The organism is Rhizobium sp. BK098 (assembly GCF_014193155.1).
Taxonomy (GTDB): domain Bacteria; phylum Pseudomonadota; class Alphaproteobacteria; order Rhizobiales; family Rhizobiaceae; genus Rhizobium.
In genome coordinates, this window is sequence record NZ_JACHYY010000007.1 from 1 (window position 1) to 20,599 (window position 20,599).

18 protein-coding genes are annotated in these 20,599 nt (G+C 58.7%); 8 read left to right on the top strand and 10 right to left on the bottom strand.

The genetic code is table 11. From position 1 onward, the window contains the following. Positions 1-210: 210 nt before the first annotated feature. From FHT73_RS18415 to FHT73_RS18455, 9 genes are all read right to left on the bottom strand, one after another. Positions 211-1,080, bottom strand: a complete 870-nt coding sequence (locus tag FHT73_RS18415) for a shikimate dehydrogenase (RefSeq protein ID WP_112611326.1) — start codon at positions 1,078-1,080, stop codon at positions 211-213. Positions 1,081-1,223: 143 nt separating this feature from the next. Next, positions 1,224-1,895, bottom strand: a complete 672-nt coding sequence (locus FHT73_RS18420) for a TetR family transcriptional regulator (RefSeq protein ID WP_112339739.1) — start codon at positions 1,893-1,895, stop codon at positions 1,224-1,226. 83 nt (positions 1,896-1,978) lie between these two features. After that, the gene (locus FHT73_RS18425) at positions 1,979-3,865 is read right to left on the bottom strand and encodes a sugar phosphate isomerase/epimerase and 4-hydroxyphenylpyruvate domain-containing protein (protein ID WP_183713690.1); all 1,887 of its coding nucleotides are present in this window, start codon (positions 3,863-3,865) and stop codon (positions 1,979-1,981) included. 82 nt (positions 3,866-3,947) lie between these two features. Next, entirely contained in the window at positions 3,948-5,288 is a 1,341-nt protein-coding gene (locus FHT73_RS18430) for an MFS transporter (RefSeq protein ID WP_183713693.1), read from the bottom strand. Positions 5,289-5,516: 228 nt separating this feature from the next. Next, positions 5,517-6,821: a hemolysin family protein gene (locus FHT73_RS18435; RefSeq protein ID WP_183713695.1), complete on the bottom strand. Its 1,305-nt coding sequence runs from the start codon at positions 6,819-6,821 to the stop codon at positions 5,517-5,519. A gap of 108 nt (positions 6,822-6,929) precedes the next feature. Next, positions 6,930-7,838, bottom strand: a complete 909-nt coding sequence (locus FHT73_RS18440; protein ID WP_183713698.1) for a TIGR03571 family LLM class oxidoreductase — start codon at positions 7,836-7,838, stop codon at positions 6,930-6,932. A 169-nt stretch (positions 7,839-8,007) separates the two neighbouring features. Continuing rightward, positions 8,008-8,370, bottom strand: a complete 363-nt coding sequence (locus tag FHT73_RS18445) for a PsiF family protein (RefSeq protein WP_183713701.1) — start codon at positions 8,368-8,370, stop codon at positions 8,008-8,010. A 140-nt stretch (positions 8,371-8,510) separates the two neighbouring features. Further along, positions 8,511-9,638, bottom strand: a complete 1,128-nt coding sequence (locus FHT73_RS18450) for an S-(hydroxymethyl)glutathione dehydrogenase/class III alcohol dehydrogenase (RefSeq protein WP_183713704.1) — start codon at positions 9,636-9,638, stop codon at positions 8,511-8,513. A gap of 51 nt (positions 9,639-9,689) precedes the next feature. Then, positions 9,690-10,523 (bottom strand): TIM barrel protein, encoded by an 834-nt coding sequence (locus FHT73_RS18455; protein WP_183713707.1) that lies wholly within the window; start codon positions 10,521-10,523, stop codon positions 9,690-9,692. Positions 10,524-10,825: 302 nt separating this feature from the next. On the opposite strand from FHT73_RS18455, the gene FHT73_RS18460 reads away from it, so the two are divergent. From FHT73_RS18460 to FHT73_RS18470, 3 genes are all read left to right on the top strand, one after another. After that, entirely contained in the window at positions 10,826-11,860 is a 1,035-nt protein-coding gene (locus FHT73_RS18460; protein ID WP_112603556.1) for a sterol desaturase family protein, read from the top strand. A gap of 356 nt (positions 11,861-12,216) precedes the next feature. Then, positions 12,217-12,534, top strand: coding sequence for a MocE family 2Fe-2S type ferredoxin (locus tag FHT73_RS18465; protein WP_112339297.1), 318 nt, complete (start codon positions 12,217-12,219; stop codon positions 12,532-12,534). Continuing rightward, the gene (locus tag FHT73_RS18470; protein ID WP_183713710.1) at positions 12,531-13,772 is read left to right on the top strand and encodes an FAD-dependent oxidoreductase; all 1,242 of its coding nucleotides are present in this window, start codon (positions 12,531-12,533) and stop codon (positions 13,770-13,772) included. The genes FHT73_RS18465 and FHT73_RS18470 overlap by 4 nt, the downstream gene beginning before the upstream one ends. Positions 13,773-13,852: 80 nt before the next feature. Here the strand turns inward: FHT73_RS18470 and FHT73_RS18475 are convergent, their stop codons facing one another. Next, a complete protein-coding gene (locus FHT73_RS18475; protein ID WP_183713713.1) occupies positions 13,853-14,773 on the bottom strand; it encodes a sugar-binding domain-containing protein in 921 nt (306 codons plus the stop codon). A 228-nt stretch (positions 14,774-15,001) separates the two neighbouring features. Here FHT73_RS18475 and FHT73_RS18480 point away from each other — a divergent pair, with 228 nt between their 5' ends. The 5 genes from FHT73_RS18480 (at position 15,002) to FHT73_RS18500 (ending at position 20,493) form a co-directional block, all read left to right on the top strand. Beyond that, positions 15,002-15,943 (top strand): tagatose-bisphosphate aldolase, encoded by a 942-nt coding sequence (locus tag FHT73_RS18480; protein ID WP_183713716.1) that lies wholly within the window; start codon positions 15,002-15,004, stop codon positions 15,941-15,943. Next, on the top strand, positions 15,936-17,363 hold the full coding sequence (locus FHT73_RS18485; protein ID WP_183713719.1) for an ROK family protein: 1,428 nt from the start codon (positions 15,936-15,938) through the stop codon (positions 17,361-17,363). The genes FHT73_RS18480 and FHT73_RS18485 overlap by 8 nt, the downstream gene beginning before the upstream one ends. Before the next feature lie 227 nt (positions 17,364-17,590). Then, positions 17,591-18,580 carry a substrate-binding domain-containing protein gene (locus FHT73_RS18490; RefSeq protein ID WP_112414954.1) on the top strand — a complete coding sequence of 330 codons (990 nt, stop codon included), beginning with the start codon at positions 17,591-17,593 and terminating at the stop codon, positions 18,578-18,580. A gap of 109 nt (positions 18,581-18,689) precedes the next feature. Continuing rightward, positions 18,690-19,754: a ribose ABC transporter gene (locus FHT73_RS18495; RefSeq protein ID WP_112603566.1), complete on the top strand. Its 1,065-nt coding sequence runs from the start codon at positions 18,690-18,692 to the stop codon at positions 19,752-19,754. Further along, complete coding sequence (locus tag FHT73_RS18500; protein ID WP_183713722.1) at positions 19,747-20,493, top strand: ATP-binding cassette domain-containing protein; 747 nt, start codon at positions 19,747-19,749, stop codon at positions 20,491-20,493. The genes FHT73_RS18495 and FHT73_RS18500 overlap by 8 nt, the downstream gene beginning before the upstream one ends. The last annotated feature ends 106 nt before the right edge of the window (positions 20,494-20,599 follow it).

The following is a 20,599-nucleotide window of genomic DNA, read 5'->3' on the forward strand; positions in this document are numbered from 1 at the left end:
TCCCCAATCCTGACGTTCGACCAGCATCCCGAGAGGCGACGAGTGTCGCATCTCTAACTGGCCTATGTGTCGCATCTCTAAAATGCCGCTACACAGGTAAATATCAGATAATCTATCTTATGGAACTTAAAGCCGCAGTCATTTGCATGGAAATGCAAATGATGATCCATCGGTGCGAAAAGCAGCTTGATGCGGATAAACGGGCTTTTCTCAGGAGCGCAATGAATTGAAGTGCTGCATCATACGGTTCGCATCCGGACGCATGCCCGTGAATAGTTCGAAAGCCTTTACGGCCTGAAATACCGCCATGCCACCGCCGTCGAGTACGCGGCATCCTGCCTGCTTGGCGCGCTTCACCAATTCGGTTTCTATCGGGAAGTAAACGATTTCGGCAACCCAAAGGCGCTCCGTTAAAAGCCGTCCGTCGAGCGGCAGACCCGGATGCGCATCCATGCCGGTTGGGGTTGCGTGGACTAGGCCGTCCGCGGCATCAAGCGCGGCGACAAGATCATGACCGATCGAGAAACGACAGGCATCGTGTGCCGGCTGAAGCTGCTCCACGAGAGCCTGTGCACGCTTGGGATCCAGATCGAATATCTCTATGGAGCGCGCGCCCATCGCGGCCGTTGCATGCGCGACGGCAACACCTGCGCCACCTGCTCCTAGCTGTACGACATGACCAAGCGCAACGCCGGCCAGCCCGCGGCGGAAGCTTTCAGCAAAGCCCCACCAATCGGTGTTATGGCCGATCCTGCTCTTTCCATGAAAGGTGATCGTATTGATGGATCCCAGCGTCTGGGCATCAGGCGATAGCTCATCCACGAGTGCAACAGCCGCCTGTTTGCAAGGATGCGTGATATTAAGACCGGCAAAACCCAGCGCTTCGGCTTCATCGATAAGTGCAGGCAAATCCGAGACCGATAGACCGCGGGCATCCAGGTCGATGAGATCGTAGCGATAGGACAGTCCGCAATGCTCGCCTTCGCGCATATGCATGGCCGGCGTGAGCGACCGGCCAATGCCGGCGCCGATTAATCCGACGCGAAGCTGACGCGGAACGATTGCGGTTTGGGTGTTCAATTCTTCCTCCCGAGCAGCGAAATAAGGTTATGCCACGTGGCTTTGCGACAAAAATGTACGAACTAGTACGTAAAGTCAACGTAAGGCGCAGTTTTGCATGCCGGCTGGAGCCGCCGACGGAACTCAAACAGTTTGACGCGAATTCAGATCAAGTCGGGAGACGGATTTTTCAGAAAGGCAAGAATGGCATCTATTATCAAAGATTTGTGCCGTTTCTTCAATTCTTCTGATGAAAGGTCGCGCTCGAAGATCGCTCCGAAAGTATGCCGATTGGAAACGCGAAAAAAGCACTGCGCGCTGATCATCATGTGTAAATCGACGGGATCGACGCGGCGCACGAAGCTGCCATCGGCATAACCCCTTTCGAGAATTTGTGAGATGATGTCGATGACTGCGATATTCATTTGCGACAGGACGACCGAACGTTTCATATGCTCCGCGCGATGAATGTTCTCGATGCTGACCAGGCGGACGAAATCCGGATTTTGATCATCGTGATCAAAGGTGCTTGCAATCAATTGCGCCATGGCCTGAACGGGCGGCATGTTTTCGAGATCGAGTTCGCTCTCGAGCGTGCGGATCTTCGTGTAAGCCTGCTCCAGGACAGCGAGATAGAGCCCTTCCTTGCTACCGAAATAGTAGTAAATCATGCGCTTGGACGTCTTGGTGCGCTCGGCAATCTCGTCGACGCGCGCCCCGGAAAAGCCGGCCGCGACGAATTCCTCGGTTGCGATCTTGAGGATATTTTCTTTGGTCGCGTCTGGATCGTTCTTTCGCGCAATACGCTCTATCTTCGCCGCTTGCGATTTGGTCATGCCCTCTGCCCGTCTTCCTGGGCGCTCCGGCCCATCATTGAAGATCAAAGCTTTAACATAGGCTTCGCGCTGATGGGGAGAGCCTAAAGTTTCGGTACACCAATTGGCCGCAGATGCCGCCGGAGCGCCGCAATGCGAAAGATGGCGTTTGCCGCACCATAGCCGCGATAGCCGCTGCGCTGAACGATTTCGAAGAAGAAACCTTCGCCATAGGTCGGGCTATAGAGCTGGAAATATTCGCCGTAATCGTCTCGATCGTAGAGAATATTATGTGCCTTCAGACGATCGGTGAAGGTCGGCTCCAGGCCGAATCTCGCCTCGAGATCGTCGTAATAATTGGGCGAGATCATCAACGTCGCAAAACCATTTTTCGACAAAGCTACCGCTGTCGCGAAAATATCGTCGGTAGAAAAGGCCAGGTGTTGAATCCCGGAGCCGAAAGTCTCGGCAATGAAATGTCCCGCCAAGGTATTGCGATTTTCCGCACCGTTCAAAGTAATACGCAAAGTTCCCGGCTCGTTTTCGACCACCTGGCTGCGGACGACACCGGCGGGATCGATAATGTCGACCATTGGCGTCTTATGCGCCTTCAAGATCGCGGTGTAAAAGAGCAGCCAGGTCAGCAACTCCTCGTATTTCATCGTTTGCGCAACATGATCTATTCCCGTCAGTCCGACCGGTCGGAGATCAGTATCGTCATCGATCGGATCGAATTCGCTCTCCCATATGCGAGCGAGCACGCTCCCCCGATCCAGGAAATAAAGGATGCCGCCGCCGACGCCTCTTATGGCCGGCATTTTTATTTCACCAGGCGTCAGGGCCTGCTCAAAGCGTTCGGCGCCGAGGGCGACAGCCCGTGCGACCGCAGCCTCAGCATCATCCACCCACAATCCCATCGCATAGGCCGACTGCCCATGCAGGGCATAGGACACGCCGGCAAACCCATCCGGATCGGTATTGACGACGAGATTGATATTGCCTTGCCGGAAGACGTCGACGCGCTTGCTCTTGTGGTGCCCGACATGGCGAAAGCCCAGGGCACGCAACCGATCCGAGAGGGCGGATGTCTCCGCTTCATCGACGGTAAATTCGATAAAGGCAACGCCCTCCACCTCGGCACGCGCCGGCATCGGCGGCAGGGTAAGGCCGCTGCTTTCCGCGCGGCGCACCTGGTCGCCGAGATAAATGAGCGAACGCCGGCCATCGACGGCAATGGCGGTCGGCGAGCCGCCACGAAACTGGTCGTTGAAAATTTCGAGAGAGAGATAGCCGTCATAGCCTGTCGCCGCGACGGCTTTCATGAAGTCAAGCACGGGAAGGTCGCCCTCGCCCGGCATATTGCGGAAATGACGGCTCCAATAGAGGAGATCCATGTCGATCAACGGCGCATCGGCAAGCTGGATGATGAAGATCTTCTCTTTCGGTATTGACCGGATCGAATTGATATCGATCTTGCGCGAGAGGGTATGGAAGCTGTCGAGAATGAGGCCGATATTCGGATGAGCGGCCCGACGGACGATTTCCCAGGCGTCGCGATGGTCGTGAATGTGCCGGCCCCAGGCAAGTGCTTCATAGCCAACGCGCAAGCCGCGCTTGGCCGCCCTCTCCCCGAGTTCGTAGAAGTCGGCCGCTGCTCGATCGATACCCCCCATCGCGACCGACGAAACATTCGAGCAGACAAGCACAAGATCCGTGCCCATCTCCTGCATCAGATCGAACTTGCGTTCGGCGCGGTCGAAGGTCCGGCTGCGCAAGGGCTCCGGCATGCCTTCAAAATCTCTGAAGGGCTGAAAGAGCGTGATCTCCAGCCCATGGTCGCGGACCATTTGACCGACCTGGCGTGGCGATTCATCGAAAGCGAGAAAATCGTTCTCGAAGATCTCGACACCGTCGAAACCAGCTTTGGCGATGGCGTAAAGCTTTTCCTTCAAGTCTCCGCTGATCGAAACGGTCGCAATCGAGGTTTTCATTGTTTCATCCCATTCACGTGGTGGTTTTCAACAAGCTTGTCCGCGATCGCGACACGTCATCGTCCAGATCGGATCCTGACGTCTAGACCGTCCGATCGGCGTGGTTCATCGAGCCTGCGAAGCGCCGCGCATCCTTGCCGAGTTGATCGATCGGCGTTTTATAAGTCTCCGTCGCGGTTGCGGCGGAAATGGCGGCAATCAAGGCTGTGATCGAGGTAAACAAGGCAACCGGCACCCATCCCATGGGACCGCTGCCCATAAGGGCGGCGCTGATCGTCGGAGCAAAGCCGCCAAGCGCAAAACCGATCTGGGTGCCGACGGCCATGCCGGACAGACGCACGCGGGTGTCGAACATTTCCGCATAGAGCGCCGGCCAGATGCCGTTGGATGCGCTGTAAACAACGCCCGAGAGCAGAATGCCGAGGATGAAGACGAGTGTGAGGTCATTCTGGCTGATTGCCCAGATATAGGGCCATATCAGAAGCGCGCAGCCGATGGCGCCGAAGATGAAGACCGGTTTGCGGCCGATTCGGTCCGCCAGAATGGCCCAAGCCGGAATGGCGCCAAGCGCCACGATGTTGGCGAGCACCAGAACGGTCAGCATCGTCGAGCGATCGATATGCATGGTGTTGACAGCATAGGAGAGCGTGAAGACGCTGAAAATCGTGCTGACCACGGAAATCAAGGCGGCAAAGATGATACGCAGCACATCGGCCCAATAGTTGGCAAACAGCGAGACCAGCGGCAGCCTGACCACATCGCCTTTCTTCGTCTCTTCAAGGAAAGCGGGCGTTTCCGCGAGCGTTCGACGAACCCAGAAGCCGACGATAACGACAGCGAAACTCAGGAAAAATGGGATGCGCCAGCCCCATGAGAGCAAAGCGGCTTCGTCCAGCGTTCCCAACGGAATGAAGACGAGGGTCGCGAGGATCAGGCCCGCTTGTGTCCCGCTCAGCGTAAAGCTTGTAAAGAAGGCCCGGCGGTTCTCGGGAGCATGCTCGAGGGTCATCGAGCTTGCTCCGGCCTGCTCTCCCGCAGCCGAAATACCCTGCAGCAATCGCGCGAAAACCAGGAGGATCGGAGCCAGGATGCCAGCCTGGCCATAGGTCGGCAGGAAACCGATAATAAAGGTCGAGAATCCCATGAGAAGCAGCGTGAAGGTCAGCACTTTTTTGCGACCGAACTTGTCGCCGATGTGACCCAGGATCACCGCACCCAATGGCCGCATGATGTAGGCCACGCCGAAGGTCGCAAAAGAAGCGATTGCCGCTGTCTGCGGATCTTCCGCTGAAAAGAATATTTTCGGAAAGATCAGCGCCGCGGCCGTCCCATAGACAAAGAAATCGTAATATTCGACGGCACTTCCCAGCCAGCTGGCAAAAGCGGCGCGCCTAGGCGTCTTATGATCAGTTGATATCGTCATCGTTGTTCCTCCCCAGACAATTCCAATTTCAAGGAAATGCAGCGAGCGGCAACGCCGAATCTACCTTCCGCGCCCCCTTCGCATGGCATTCAAGCCGATCTTGGCAGTCACCGTGCTGCTTCGGGCAGCAGGTACTCCTCCTCTGAGGAAATAATGTACGAACTAGTTCGTTTTGTAAAGAGACGTGCTTAGATGATCAGGGGCGTGTCACGCATCTCAATCCAGCTGTCAAAGGCTACTATCGCTGCCGCCGTTTTCCGAGCTCACCAGCAGCTTGTCGATCCTGCGGCCGTCGAGATCCACGACCTCGAAGCGCCAGCCGTTTTTCGTGAAGCTTTCGCCCACATCCGGAAGATGGCGCAGCTCCTGCAGCACGAAGCCTGCAACCGTCTGGTAGTCGCGATCGTCTTCGATCTGGAGGTTCATGAAATCGGCGAATTCGTCGATAGGCATCCAGCCGGACACGAGATAGCTGCCGTCGTGGCGACGGACGATTGCCTGTTCGCCGCCGGCGTCTTCTTCTTCCTGAACGGCTCCCAAAATGGCTTCCAGGATGTCACCCGACGTGATGACGCCTTCGAAATGCCCGTATTCGTCATAGACGAGCACCATGTGCGAAGAGGAGCGACGCAGAGCCTTGACGACGTCAAGGGCGCTTGAAAGATCCGAAACGATCGGCACCTGCTTGCCGAGCTTCAGAATGTCAGGCTGACCGCCGGAAGCCAGTGCGTCGAAGAAATCCCTTGTTGTCAGCACCCCAACGATCTCGTCGGAGCTGTCCTTGCGTAACGGCAGCCGCGCTTTTTCGGTGCGGCGAATCTGCTCGCGAACCTTGCCGAAGCTATCTTCGATATCGATAACCTCCACGTCGCGACGCGGCGTCATCAATGCCCTTGCGGTTCGGTCGGCCAATCGCATGACGCCCGAGATCATCGCCTGCTCTTCTGTTGCGATGACGCCGGCGCTCTGTGCCTCCGCCAGAACCGTCTTGATTTCCTCGTCGCTGACGCCATCGGCAACCTTGCCGGATTGACCAAGCGCCCTCAGAACCAGCCGTCCCGAGAGGTCGAGCAACCAGACGAGCGGGGCTGCAGCTCGGGAAAGGAACACCATGGCCGGCGCGACTTTGCTGGCGACCAATTCCGGCGCCCGGAGAGCAACCTGCTTCGGTACGAGTTCGCCGATAATCAACGATAGATAGGTGATGGCCATTACAACGGAACCAACGCCGATGGCATCGGCGGCTGCGACCGAAAGACCTTGCGCGGCAAGCCAGCCCGACAGCCGAGCGCCGAGTGTGGCGCCCGAGAAGGCGCCGGACAGGACGCCGACGAGCGTAATGCCGATCTGTACCGTTGAGAGGAAGCGGCCCGGTTCCTCGGCCAACCTTATCGCCATGGTCGCGCCTCTGCTGCCTTGATCCGATAGCACTTTCAGACGGGCAGGACGGGATGAGACGATCGCCAATTCCGACATGGCAAGCACGCCGTTCAGGAGGGTGAGGACGATGACGATAGAAATTTCGAGAAGCAAAATCGGCCCTTTTTGGTTGCAGCGGAAAGATAGGTGGCAAGGGCTGCAAAAGCCAGGGTCACAGGGATAGGATTTCCACGACGCTACCGTCGAGGGCAATTGGCGAGGCTACCGCATAGCCGGCAAAATATCCGCTGCGATCTCTTCCAAGACGTCGCCGGCAGGTCTGCCCTGGGTAACGAGATTGAAGGCGACGTGATGAATGCCGGCTTCACGCATTGCCGACAAGGCGTCGATAAGCCCTCGCCTACCGGTTCTGCCGCCAAGATTGATCTCCTCATAGGAGGCCTGCGGGTTGTCGAGCAGTTCCAGCACCATGGACTGGCCGAAGCCGCGAAAATCCGTGGTTACCTTGGCTTGGGCATTATGCCAAAGCGCCAACCGGTCTTTCTGAACGGGTAGCGGCCGGTAATAAGTCATCCAGGCTGTTGCGTGGCGGGCAATCCATTCGAGCGATTGCGACGATGAACCGACCGCCACCAGGGGAATGGAGGGTTGTTGCAGCGCGGGCCTGATGGCGAACTCGTTTCGCACGCGACCGCCTTCATCGACGACCTTCTGATCCGGGCTAAGTGCAACGGCGAGCCGGTCCCAATGCGATTGAAAGAGCATTTTACGGTTCTCGATATCCTCTCCGAAAACATCATATTCGCTCGGTCGGTCTCCCGAACCGAGACCGAGGACGAGCCGGCCTTTCGAAAGGGAGGCGACGGACAGCGCGGCCTTGGCGATATGGAGCGGATGCCGCAAAGGCAGGACGATTGCGCCGGTCGCAAGATGGATATTAGAGGTGACAGCCGCCAAAGCTCCCAGGAAAACCCAGGGATCGGCATGTCCGATCGGGTCGGAGTAGCTTTCGCTATTGAGGGGAACATCCCTCACCCACAGCGCATCGAAACCCAATTTGTCGGCATGGGTTGCAATGCCGAGCTGAGTAGCGAACTGAATGTCGGCCGCAGTTCGCGGCTGCGCCGGCAGTACCATGCCGAATGAAAGTCGGTCTGGATGGAAAAGCACGCCACGCCCTGAAGTTTATGTCCTTGCTTAAGGAGATAAGGCGACTTGCCTGCGGGAAAAAGGGCCGACGTGACGTGCGCGGTGATTGTGCGAGGTAGTGGTCCGGCCCCGTGAAGCGGACTGTTACGATGAGCAGCTCCGGCGAGAGGCCGCGATTGCAGGTCGCTGTTCAGCTCGCGGTAATGCACTGCTTGACGTAATCGTGCAGCGCCTTCTTCTGCAAACCTTTACCCGTACCTTCGTCATGGCAGGTCTTGCGTTTTGCCAGGACCGGATACTTTTGCTGCAGGCAGCTTTTGACTGCGTCCTTGCGTGCCTGACCCTTGAGGCCCTGGCCTGTCGCATCCTGCCGGCAGGCTTGCCGCGCCGTCTTGATCTCATCCTTCGAGGGCATGGTGGACGATCGCGCCGATGTGGAAGACGTCGTGACGGGAGCTGGCGTCGCAGGTGCCGTCGTTTGGGCGAAGACGACGGTTGCGGAAGATAGAGCGAAGAGAGCGGCGGCGGTCGCACCTAGCAACTTGCTGGTCATGGGCATATCCTTTTGCCTGAAGGTCATTCATGTTCAAACCGCCGACCCCATTACGAAGGCCGGCGTTCTTCTTGAGCGATGGCGATCGGCTTATCCGTCGCTTGGATCGCCAGAAACTTCCGGCGAGGACGCCTGTGCCGTCAGTAGATGACGACGCCGCGAACACTCTTTCCCGAATGCATGAGTTCAAAACCCTTGTTGATGTCGTCGAGCGGCATGGTGTGGGTGATCATCGGATCGATCTCGATCTTGCCCTCCATGTACCAGTCGACGATCTTCGGAACGTCAGTGCGGCCACGCGCGCCGCCGAAGGCCGTGCCCATCCACGAGCGGCCCGTCACCAGCTGGAACGGACGCGTCGAGATCTCCTGGCCGGCGCCGGCAACGCCGATGACCACCGACTTGCCCCAGCCGCGATGGCTGGCTTCCAGCGCCTGGCGCATCACCTTGGTGTTGCCGGTGCAGTCGAAGGTATAGTCGGCACCGCCGATCTGGTCGGCCCCGCGCTTCGTCATGTTGACGAGATAAGGCACGATGTCGTCACCGACCTCCTTCGGATTGACGAAATGCGTCATGCCGAAGCGCTCGCCCCAGGCCTTCTTGTCATTGTTGAGATCGACGCCGATGATCATGTCGGCACCGGCAAGCCTCAAGCCCTGGATGACATTGAGGCCGATGCCGCCAAGACCGAAGACGATGGCGGTTGCGCCCATCTCCACCTTGGCAGTGTTGATGACCGCACCGATGCCTGTGGTCACGCCGCAGCCGATATAGCAAATCTTGTCGAAGGGAGCGTCGGGATTGACCTTGGCAACGGCAATCTCCGGCAGCACGGTATAATTGGCGAAGGTCGAGCAGCCCATATAGTGATGGATCTTGTCCTTGCCGATCGAGAAGCGCGAGGTGCCGTCAGGCATCAGACCCTGGCCCTGGGTCGAGCGGATCGCCGTGCACAGATTGGTCTTGCGGGAAAGGCACGATGGGCATTCGCGGCATTCGGGCGTGTAGAGCGGAATGACGTGATCGCCCTTCCTGACCGAGGTGACGCCAGGTCCGACATCGACGACGATGCCGGCGCCCTCATGGCCGAGGATGGCCGGAAACAGGCCTTCCGGATCGGCACCCGACAGCGTGAAATCATCGGTATGGCAGATGCCGGTCGCCTTGACTTCGATCAGCACTTCGCCGGCCTTCGGCCCCTCAAGCTGAACCGTCATCACCTCAAGCGGCTTACCAGCCGCAACCGCGACCGCTGCTCTTACGTCCATCGAAAATTCCTCCAAAATCAATAGTCTATGATCGATATCTAATTCGACTTATCAGCCGGCTACCTTTGCCCATAAATCGAGTATTTCCTGCCGCATAAGCAGCGATTCTTCCCAGCGGTCGGTGGTATCTTCACCGTCCCTGCCGGTGATCGCATAAGGCTTGGGCCCGAGCTCGCAGGTGAAGGCGAGCGTTGCGTCCTCGTTGGCGCGCTTCTTCCAGCTTTTGAAGCCATATTCCCACCAGCCGAGGAAAAGGTCGACCCAGGGCCTGTGATGCGGGAAAGAAATCTCGATCTGGACCTGTTCGCGCGAGGCGACGCGGCCATGGAAAGCCCAGGAGCTATCCAGTATCCGATGGATGAGCGCATGGTTCTCGTCGGATACCGGCCAGGCGAACTCCCGCCCGACGAGGAAATGGGAGACATCCCCCAACAGCCGCAGATCCGGCAGTCGATCGAGGAGATCCAGCGTGAAGAATAGATCCGTCGTCATACGGTCGCGATGCGTCTCGATCCAGACGTCGATGCCGGCTTCTTCCGCCAGCCGCTGCCAACCCTCCAGCAATGGAATACAGTCCTCCAGCCGACGTAGCCGCACGTCCGGCTGCAGACAGATATGATGAACATTGTATTCGGCCGCGATTTCCAGCACCGGCTTCAGATCGTCGACAGTCCTGGGAAAGCACTGACCTTCCGCCTGCAAGCCATGCTGCTTGAGCAGCCCTGCGACGCGGGAAACGACCTTACGGTCGTACCAGTGGGTACTGATGCCATCGAAGCCCGCAGACGCGATCTTTTCGATGTTTTCTTCCAGAGAAAGCTCCGGATATTGCGCGCTGCGCCGCTCCATGGACCAGAGCGACTGGAATATGAGCAAGTTCTGCATGGTTCCTCCCCTGCCAGTGCGCAGCTCAGATCATGAATCCGAGATCTTCGCCAGCCGGCGCGATGATGGCTTTTGATCATCGCGGCGTTTCATTGCAAAGCGGATGTATTCGCGAGCCGGGCGCCGGTGTCGTGAGGGTTTTTCATCAAGACGCTCTGGATGCCAAATCGCCACCTTTCCCTCCCCGATCGCAACTCAGAAAAGTTCCCGTCTCCGTGAGCAAATTTCATCAAATCAATGCTGTCGTTTCCAGCCGACGTCGCTGACACTGACCGCATAGTTCATCCACCGGGAGGCACATTATGGACGACACGCTCTATGGCACCCGCGACAAACGCGGCGACTGGAAACCCAACAAGCTTCTGCACTATCCGCCCGTCTTCATCTGGCCGGCTAAACCGATCGCTTTCCTGAAATGGTTCTTTGGATATCCCGGCTATCTGATGCCCTGGAATGCCGTCTATGCCGCCGTTGCAACGTTGCTGTGGCTCTACGCGACACCTTCCATGGAAACGATGAAGACACTGGCGCCGGGCTGGATTGCCTATCTCCTCCTGCGCAATGCCGCGCTGGTTTTCCTGTTCTTCGGCGCCTTTCATCTCCGCCTCTACATGCAGAAGAAGCAGGGCACGCGCTTCAAATATAATAGCAAGTGGCCGTCGAAGGATAACTCGGCCTTCCTTTTCAAAAACCAGACCGTCGACAACGTGATCTGGACCTTTGCGAGCGCCGTACCGCTCTGGACGGCATTCGAAGTTCTGACGCTATGGGCCTTTGCGAACGGCATCATTCCCTATGTCGACTTTGCCGAGCACCCCATCTATTGCATCATCATCATGCTGTTGATCCCGGCATTCCGTGATCTGCACTTCTATCTGGTGCATCGTCTGATCCACTGGCCGCCGCTCTATCATGCGGTCCACAAGCTGCATCACAACAACGTCAATCCCGGCCCCTGGTCAGGCCTCGCCATGCATCCGGTCGAACATCTTTTGTATTTCTCGGGCGTTCTCATCCATTGGATCTTGCCCTCCAATCCCATCCACGCCCTGTTCCATCTGACGCACGCCGCTCTTGCGCCGGCGCCAGGCCATGCCGGCTTCGACAAGATCGTGATCGGCGAGGAAGCCGGGATCGATACCCACGCCTATGACCATTATCTCCACCACAAGTTCTTCGAATGCAATTATGCCGATGGCGTCATCCCGCTCGACCAGTGGTTCGGCACTTTCCATGACGGCTCGAAGGAGGCCGAGGACCGCATGAACAAGCGCTTTATGGAGCGCGCCAAGAAATACGCCGAAAAGCAGGCGCGACGCTCCGGCACACCGAGCTAGAGCGGATCGAAGACCCGGCTGGGCTGCCGGGACCGTCATCTCACGACCGGCGATGGCGGCAAATGCCGGAGCCTGCGGCCCTCCTTCCGCAGGCTCCGGCTTTATTGTCTATCGATATGTGGATGTGAAGCCGACGTTTTCGGCCCTATAGCCTAGCCGCCCAGCGACTGTCTTCTCCATGCAGCTCTTCCATGATGAGAAATGATCACACTCGACGTGGAATGCGAGGGGTGATTTCGCGCATGCTGGGAACCACTCGGGAGGAAAAACGATGCGCGCTCAAAGCGTAATGTCGACCTGCTCCCAAGACTCGATAACGCCTTTCACGCCTTGGCGATTGTAATGAGGAGGAAGAAATGACGAACTGGGTTGATGCCTGCGCTGCCGATGAAATCGATCAGGAAGATGTTGTTCGTTTCGATCACGCCGGGCGAACCTTCGCGATCTACCGCAGCCCCGACGACGAGTATTTTGCTACAGATGGGCTTTGCACCCATGAGAAAATCCATCTGGCCGACGGGCTCGTGATGGACGACACCATCGAGTGTCCGAAGCACAATGGCCGCTTCAGCTACAAGACCGGAGAAGCACGGGGCGCGCCCGTCTGCATCAATCTAAAGACCTATCCGGTCAAAGTGGAAGGCGATCGCGTTATGATCGGGATCGGCGCATGAGTGCCGATGCGGGCATCATCATCGTCGGTGCCGGCGAATGTGGCGCACGCGCCGCATTGAGCCTGCGGGAGAACGGCTATCGGCGGGAGATCACCCTTATCGGCGATGAGGTTCATCTTCCCTACGAGCGACCGCCTCTTTCCAAGCAGGTCCTGCTCGATCACGCGGAGCCTCGGCTGCCCGCCGTTCTCAATGATGTCGCACTGGCTGAAAAGGCTATCCGGCATATCGGCGGCGTATCGGCTGACGCCATCGACGCAGCTGGAAAACGGCTCATCCTTTCGGATGATCGGGCCTTGTCTTACGACAAGTTACTGCTGACGACGGGGGCTGCACCCCGGCGGCTGGCGAACACGCCCGCCAGTTCCCGGATCCTCTATCTGCGGACGATGGACGATGCGATTGCGCTTCGCTCCCATATCCGGGCAAATATGCATGTAGCCGTGCTTGGCGGCGGCTTTATCGGGCTGGAGGTTGCCGCATCGGCGCGCAGCCGAGGCGCGAAGGTAACTGTCATCGAGTCTCAGGAACGTATTCTTAAGCGCGGCGTACCCGAGCTGATCGCGGAAACGATCACAGCCCTGCACCAGCGCAACGGCGTCACCGTAAAATGCGGCATGGCGGTTCTCTGGATCGAAGCGGATGAACGACATGTCGGCATTTCCCTTTCTGACGGAAAGGTGATCGCTGCCGATGTGCTTGTTGTCGGGATCGGCGCGCAGCCACGCACCGAACTTGCTGCAAAAGCAGGCATTGCGATCGATAATGGCGTTGTAGTCAACGAGCACCTGGAAACTTCGATCGCCGACATCTTTGCCGCCGGCGATTGTTGTTCGTTTCCGCATCCGCTCTACGGCGGACGTCGGCTGCGTCTTGAAGCCTGGCGCAATGCGCAGGATCAGGGCATTCTCGCGGCGGCCAATTTGATGGGTGCGGCTCGCTGCTATCAGGCCGTCCCCTATTTTTGGTCCGACCAGTTTGATCATACGCTACAAATCGCCGGCCTCGTCGACGAGGGGCGCACGGTCATCAGACGCGATCTGGATGACGGCGCCGTCATCCTGTTCCATCTCGACGCAGAACAAAGGCTGGTCGCTGCGAGCGGTGTGGGGCCTGGCAACAAGATCGCCAAGGATATCAAACTGAGCGAGATGCTGATTGCCAAGCGCATCATGCCGCCGATCGAAGCTTTAACGGATGGCGTAAACCTAAAATCGCTCTTGCCAAAGGCAGCGTAAGAGATTGCTGCCTGGTCAACTCATGAGCAGACACACAAGTGCTTGCCGTTTCTAAGCGCTAATCGCGCAGACAAAGGGCATCAGGATCGATCCTCGGCTTTCTGATGGGACGACAGGCGATCGAGAATGGCCTGCGCGGTATTGGCGTCCGTGACCAGCGCATTGATCATTCCCGATCGTGCCGCGCCGATAATGCCGCTTGCCTTGCCGGGAGTAGCGGCAACGGCGATGCAGAGCGGCACCTTGCGCAACTGTTGGGGAGAAGCTGCAATCATCCCCTCCTCTCCATCCCAGTGCAGGATCTCGCCCTCCTCGGTGACGTAGTGGCGCAGCACATCGCCGGCCGCGTGGCTCAGCGCCTTTTCGCCGGGCAACGCCGTTTCCGAGGGGTTTGCCGCATGTGTCAGTCCGACGCCGACGATTGCCGCGTCCAGCCTGTCCCAGAGAGACGTCACCTGCTGGACCGTGGGATCTCCGAGAAATGCATCCCGGAGTTCGGTCGAGGAAATATAAGGCGCGTGCAGGAAATGCGGCACGCCGCCCATCTGGACTGCCGCCTGGCGCACGAATTCATTGATCTGGAAGTGAGGCGCTGCATGCTGCATGCCGCCGTTCAGCGCGACCGTGACGATACCGGGCAACTGCGGCAGACCAGCCAATGTCACCTCGCGCACCGCCCGCCCCCAGCCGATGCCGAGCGTCGAACCCGAACGCAGGCCCGTCTGCTGCAGAAGCGAGCCGACAGGCGCGGCAAGCGCGCTCAGCACGTTTGATGACGGCGTATCGATCACCGCGGCGGTGCGCAGCTTCAGGCCGTCGATCAGTGCAGCACTCAGATCCTCGGCAGGTGAGAGATCGATGACTTCGATCCGGACGATCCCGACTGCCCGGGCTCGCTGCAGCAACCGTGAAACAGTCGCCGTCGACAGGCCAAGCTTCCTGGCAATATCCACCTGCGCCATATCGGATTGGTAGTGCAATTTGGCGACCGTGTGCAGCAACGCGCGATTTGCCGCAGCCTCCTGCGATTGAGACGAATTCAGGTTGAAATTCCTTTCTGCAATGTGTTACACGTATGGCACTTGAGGAGTTATCGCTTAAAAAGCCCGGTTTCGCAACGTTTATACCGCGTATGAGAGTCCTCAATTTCAGGAGCATTGCCCTCTTCGAGGAGTGGGGAAGGCGTGCTCGTATGGGTGCCGTTTCGCAACGGTTGGAGGAAGGATCACATGACGAAATTGACGACAGCGGAGATGCGCGGCTACCAGCAGATTTGCGGCAGCAACGGTGCCATGATGGTGATTGCCTGCGACCAGCGCGGCGGCATGCGCAGCCTTCTGGCCAAGGACCCGGCCGAGCAGGCTGCGATCTCCGACAAGGTGCTGGGGGATACGAAGGCCGATATCGCCCGCTTCCTCGCGAGCAAGGCGTCCTGTGTTCTCGTCGATCCCATCTGCGCCGTGCCGGCGCTGGTCGATGATCGGGTTCTTCAGCGCGATACCGCACTGCTGATCGGCCTCGATGCTTCCGGCTGGGATACATCGGCGGAAGGCTATCGTCTGTCGAAGCTGGTTCCCGGCATTTCCGCGCGCCGCGTGCGTCAGTTGGGGGCAACGGGCGGCAAGATCATGGTCTATCTGCGCTCGGATCGGGATGCGGCGAATGTGCACAACATCCAGATCCTGCAGCAGTGCATCGAAGATTTCGCGCATGAGGATCTTCTGCTGGTCGTTGAATTCCTGACCTATAAATTCGACGACGAAGACGAGGCCGAGTACAAGGCGAAGCTGCCGTCTCTGATCGTCGGCGGCAGCAGGATCTGCCTCGATCTCGGCGCGAAGGTTTTGAAGATCCCCTATCCGGGCTCGTCGGAAGCCTGCGCCGAAGTCACGCGTCTTTCGGGCGACGTGCCGTGGGCGGTGCTCTCGGCTGGCGTCGACCACACAACCTTCCTTACCCAGGTTGAGGATGCCATGCGCAACGGCGCTTCGGGTGTCATCGCCGGCCGCTCGCTCTGGAAAGACTGCATCTCGCTCGATCGTTCGGTAACGAAGGATCGGCTGGAGACGGTCGCAGTGCCGAGGCTTCGCGAAATCCAGGCCGTCATCGCGATGCACTTCAAGGGCACTGGCTCGCACGGCGCTGATCAAAGGCAGCGCGCCCATGGCTGACATCGCCATCGGCGTCGATATTGGCGGCACGAATATTCGTGCCGCCCTCGTCTCCGTTCAGGGCGAGATCCTTGCCAAGCTGTCGGAAAGAACCCCGACCGATCCGCTGTTGGCATTGGAGCGCGTCATCGCGATGGCGCGCGCGCTCGACACTCCTGAAGTTCTGGGGATCGGTGTCGGCATACCTGGGCGTGTCGATGTCGACAGTCGCGAAATCCTGTCTGGCGGCATTCTTAATCTCTCTGGCCTCGATTTCGCGCGGCGGATTGAGGCGGCACTTGGAAAGCCTGTCGCCATCGAGAATGATTGCAGCATGGCACTCATCGCCGAAATGCGGATTGGCGGCGCCAAGGGCTATCAAAATGTTGCGATGCTGACGATCGGAACGGGCATTGGCGGCGCGGTCGCCCATGCCGGGCGCATCTATCACGGACACAGGGCGGCCGGACAACTCGGCCATATTTGTGTATCGCAGGATGGCCCGCCCTGCCCCTGCGGCAGGCGCGGCTGTGTCGAAACCTTCAGTTCTGGAACCGCTTTGCGCCGACACATCGCTGAAGCGGGATTGTCGGTCGTAACAATCAAGGAGGTGTTCGACATGGCTGCCGAGGGAGATGATGCGGCGGTGCGCGTCTTGCGCCAATGGGCAGTCCCTTTACGAGCGGCACTCGATAATATCGCAGCGACGATGGATCCTGAAGTCATCCTGCTTGGCGGCGGGCTCGGCTGCGACGCGGCGCGTGCGCTTGCAGATCTGCCGGCGGCAGCGCCTTGGTTCTGCCCCGCAATATTGCCGGCCAAACTCGCCGATGACGCCGGCGTCATCGGCGCGGGCCTGTCGATTTTCACTGCCGATGCGCCGTCACGGGAAAAGCGGGCACGGGGAAAGCGTGTCATCCTGGTCAACGGCGTGCCGGCTTCCGGTAAAAGCCGCCTTGCCAAGGCTTTGTCCGATCGAACCGGTTGGCCGGTCCTGTCCCTCGATGGCATCAAGAATCCGTTCCTGCAGCATATCGGACCAGTCAATCGCGACTTCAACCGGACTTTGGGAAAGGCGAGCTATCAGGCGATCTGGGCCATTATCGCGGACGCTCCGGCCGGCTCGACCTTCATCATCGACGCCTGGTTCGGCTTCCAGCCGAAAGCGCAGCTCGAAAACTATATCGAGGCTGCGAAAGTCGGGGATGTCGCGGAGCTGTGGTGCAAGGTGCCTGGAACGGTCGCGGGCGAGCGTTATGCCAGCCGACTGACGGAGCGGTTGCCTGGGCATCCGGGCGCCGAATATGTGCCGGAATTGATAACGCTGGCGGATCGGGCCGAGCCTATGGGCTGCGGCGTAGTCATGACCGTCGACCAGACCAAAGAACCGGACATGGAGGTAATTCTCGCTTGGGTTTGGCAAGTATTCAACCGCCAATAATATCGGTCGCCGTCCGAATGGTCGGAACAAATTCGCAATAGTGCCGAGCGCCGTGCGACGCTATGTCTTCGGCGGATTGCGATATTGCGATTGTAGTCGAATTGCTCAATTATATCAATTGGATATAAGAAATTCTTTGCAGAAAAAAATTACTTGACGTGCCGCAGTAACCCACTGATTATCGCGTTGCCGGACAGGGGAGGTTCGGTTTCAAGAGGAGGAAAATCATGGAGCGCCGCTCATTTCTGAAGGCTTCGGCCGTGGCATCGCTCGCGACCGGTGTTGCCGCTATTGCCGGCACCACACAGGCTGCAGATAAGAAATTTACGATTGCCCTTATTCCGGGGCTGACGACCGATGCCTTTTACATCACCATGCGCAAAGGCGCCGAGGCAGCGGCCAAGGCCGTCGGTGCGACGCTGGTGTTCCAGGGCGGCCCCGATTTCAACCCGGTAACGCAAGTTCCGGTTCTTGATGCGGTGATCGCCAAGAAGCCCGATGCGATCCTCATCGCACCGACCGACAAGGATCAGCTGATCCAGCCGCTGAAAAAGGCAAATGATGCCGGCATCCCGATCATCACTGTCGATACATTCATCGGCACCGGTGTCTACCAGACCGGCAAGGGCGATGCCGATTTTCCGCTGGCTTACATCGCTTCCGACAACCTGCTCGGCGGTGCGATTGCCGCGCGCGCACTGGCAAAGGCTGTCGGAGAAAAGGGCAAGGTTTACGTTTCCAACGTCAAGCCCGGCATCTCGACCACCGATCAGCGCGAGCAGGGCTTCAAGGAGGAGATGAAGAAGTATCCAAACATCACTGTTCTGGAGACGCAATATAACGACGACGACGCCAACAAGGCGGCATCGCAGCTGCAGGCGGTTTTTGCCCGCAACTCCGATCTTGACGGCGTTTTCGGAGCCAATCTGTTCTCCGCTCTCGGTGCCGCCAACGGCGTGCAGCAGGCCGGCCAGACGGGGAAGATCCGCGTGGTTGCCTTCGATGCGCCGACATCGATCGTCGACAATATCAACTCCGGCCTCGTCGATCTGGCGATCGCACAGCACCCGGCGGAAATCGGCTATTTCGGCGTGATGGCAGCCTATGCGCATCTGACCGGCAATTCGATCCCGACGGCGATCGGCACCGGCTTCACGGTCATCGATAAATCGAACGTGACGGACAAGAACGTCGCGAAGTTCATCTACTCCGATTGATGCGGAGATAGTGTGTGCCTCGCCGATCGGCGAGGCACATCATCCAACGACGATAGAGCGAACGGCGCCGTGATCTTCGCGCCTTCAACGCTTCAGTTTGGACCAGTCCATGACAATCGACAATGCAGAGGTCCGCAAGGCGGATCAGCACGTGGCGCCGCAGGCGGACCATGGCGACCAAGCAAAAACCATCCTAAACCGCATCGCGCAATTGCGTGCATGGCTCTTTCTTGCCGCACTTATCGTGAGTTTCGAGATCTGGGCGCGGATCGATTTCGGTGGCACGTTCGTCGGCTCAAGCTTCAACTGGCAGTCCGTCGCGATCTTCGCGGTGGCGCCGCTGCTGCTGGCGATCGGGCAGACCTTCGTGATCATTTCCGGCGGCATCGATCTGTCGACCGGCTTCATCATGGGCCTTGCGGCCGTCGTCGCCGCACATATTGCCAATATTGCCGGGCTCTACATGCCGCTGCCGGTCGCGATGGTATTCGGCATTCTCGTTGCCATGCTGGCTGCCGCGGTGCCTGGCTTCATCAACGGTCTCCTGATCTCCCGTCTCAAGGTTCCGCCATTCATCGGCACGCTTGGCATGTTCGGCGTCGCCCGCGGCACGGCCTTCCTGATTGCCGGCGGCACCACCGTTCCGGTCAAGAATTCCTATTTCGCCGAGCTTGGCAACGGCCGGTTCTACGGTATCCCCTATCTGGTCATCGTCACGCTCGTCTTCGTGGTCATCATGCATTATCTGTTGAGCCAGACACGCTTCGGCCAGCACAACTACGCCATAGGCGCCAATGCCCAGGCCGCCCGCCGCGCCGGCATCGACATCAAGTCCCATCTCTTGCGGCTCTATATTCTCTCAGCCGTCTGCGCAGGCTTGGGCGGCGCACTTTATGCAGCCCGCTTCACAGCAGGCGCGGCCCAGGCGGGCGAGCCCCTTCTGCTAGATAGCGTGGCTGCCGTCGTCATCGGCGGCGCCAGCCTGTTCGGCGGCTCCGGCACGATCATCGGCACCGTTGCCGGCGCTCTCGTTATCGCCGTCATCCAATACGGTCTCGTTTTCATGAACGTGGAACCGTTCTGGCAGTTCATCGCGGTCGGCATCGTCATCATCATTTCGGTGCTCATCGACCAGGCGCAGCGCCGGTTCAGCGGAGCAAAACAGGATGAATAGTACAACTCCCCTCCTCGAGGTCCGCAATCTCTCGCGTTATTTCGGTGCGGTGCGTGCCCTCGACAATTGCTCCATGGTCGTCCGGCCGGGTGAAGTCGTGGCACTTGCGGGCGATAACGGTGCGGGCAAGACGACGATGATCAAGGCGATCTCCGGCGTCTATCCACCGACTGCGGGCGAAATCCTGATCGAAGGCAAGCCCGTCACCTTCTCTTCGCCGCAGGATGCGCGGGAGAAAGGCATCGAGACGATCTACCAGGATCTGGCGCTTGCCGACAATCTGACGATCGGCTCCAACATCTTCCTCGGGCGCGAACCGATGAAGAAGCTTTTCGGCTTCCTGCCAGTGCTCGACCGGAAGGCAATGGCCGAAGCAGCGCGCAAGACGATGGCGGAGCTAGATTTCCATGTGAAGCGGCTCGATGCGCCGGTCAGCAACTTCTCCGGCGGCCAGCGTCAGGCGGTCGCGATCGGGCGTGCGGTTTACTGGAATGCCCGCATTCTGGTCATGGACGAGCCGACCGCTGCGCTCGGCGTGCCCGAACAGCGCAAGGTCGTGGCCCTCATCAAATCGCTGAAGGCGCAGGGACGCGGTGTTATCTTCATTTCTCACAATCTGCAGGACATCTTCGCGGTCTCCGACCGCATCGTCGTCCTGCGGCGCGGGATTGTGGCAGGCGAGCGCAACATCGCCGACACCAATCACGAGGAAGTCGTCAAGCTCATGATCGGCGGCTGATCCCTCACCCGCTACAACTTTTTAACAAGGGCGATCGCGATAGGTGTCATCGCGATCGCATTGTTTGTTTGCTTCAAGATCTCGGATGACCATCTGGTGCTGATTG

What these genes read in the sequence shown, in the direction of transcription:
- FHT73_RS18485 (WP_183713719.1), top strand. Translation starts at nt 15,936, where the DNA reads ATGGCTGACATCGCCATCGGCGTCGATATTGGCGGCACGAATATTCGT.
- FHT73_RS18500 (WP_183713722.1), top strand. Translation starts at nt 19,747, where the DNA reads ATGAATAGTACAACTCCCCTCCTCGAGGTCCGCAATCTCTCGCGTTAT.
- FHT73_RS18430 (WP_183713693.1), bottom strand. Translation starts at nt 5,288, where the DNA reads ATGACGATATCAACTGATCATAAGACGCCTAGGCGCGCCGCTTTTGCC.
- FHT73_RS18460 (WP_112603556.1), top strand. Translation starts at nt 10,826, where the DNA reads ATGGACGACACGCTCTATGGCACCCGCGACAAACGCGGCGACTGGAAA.
- FHT73_RS18445 (WP_183713701.1), bottom strand. Translation starts at nt 8,370, where the DNA reads ATGACCAGCAAGTTGCTAGGTGCGACCGCCGCCGCTCTCTTCGCTCTA.
- FHT73_RS18455 (WP_183713707.1), bottom strand. Translation starts at nt 10,523, where the DNA reads ATGCAGAACTTGCTCATATTCCAGTCGCTCTGGTCCATGGAGCGGCGC.
- FHT73_RS18470 (WP_183713710.1), top strand. Translation starts at nt 12,531, where the DNA reads ATGAGTGCCGATGCGGGCATCATCATCGTCGGTGCCGGCGAATGTGGC.
- FHT73_RS18465 (WP_112339297.1), top strand. Translation starts at nt 12,217, where the DNA reads ATGACGAACTGGGTTGATGCCTGCGCTGCCGATGAAATCGATCAGGAA.
- FHT73_RS18450 (WP_183713704.1), bottom strand. Translation starts at nt 9,638, where the DNA reads ATGGACGTAAGAGCAGCGGTCGCGGTTGCGGCTGGTAAGCCGCTTGAG.
- FHT73_RS18425 (WP_183713690.1), bottom strand. Translation starts at nt 3,865, where the DNA reads ATGAAAACCTCGATTGCGACCGTTTCGATCAGCGGAGACTTGAAGGAA.
- FHT73_RS18495 (WP_112603566.1), top strand. Translation starts at nt 18,690, where the DNA reads ATGACAATCGACAATGCAGAGGTCCGCAAGGCGGATCAGCACGTGGCG.
- FHT73_RS18480 (WP_183713716.1), top strand. Translation starts at nt 15,002, where the DNA reads ATGACGAAATTGACGACAGCGGAGATGCGCGGCTACCAGCAGATTTGC.
- FHT73_RS18490 (WP_112414954.1), top strand. Translation starts at nt 17,591, where the DNA reads ATGGAGCGCCGCTCATTTCTGAAGGCTTCGGCCGTGGCATCGCTCGCG.
- FHT73_RS18420 (WP_112339739.1), bottom strand. Translation starts at nt 1,895, where the DNA reads ATGACCAAATCGCAAGCGGCGAAGATAGAGCGTATTGCGCGAAAGAAC.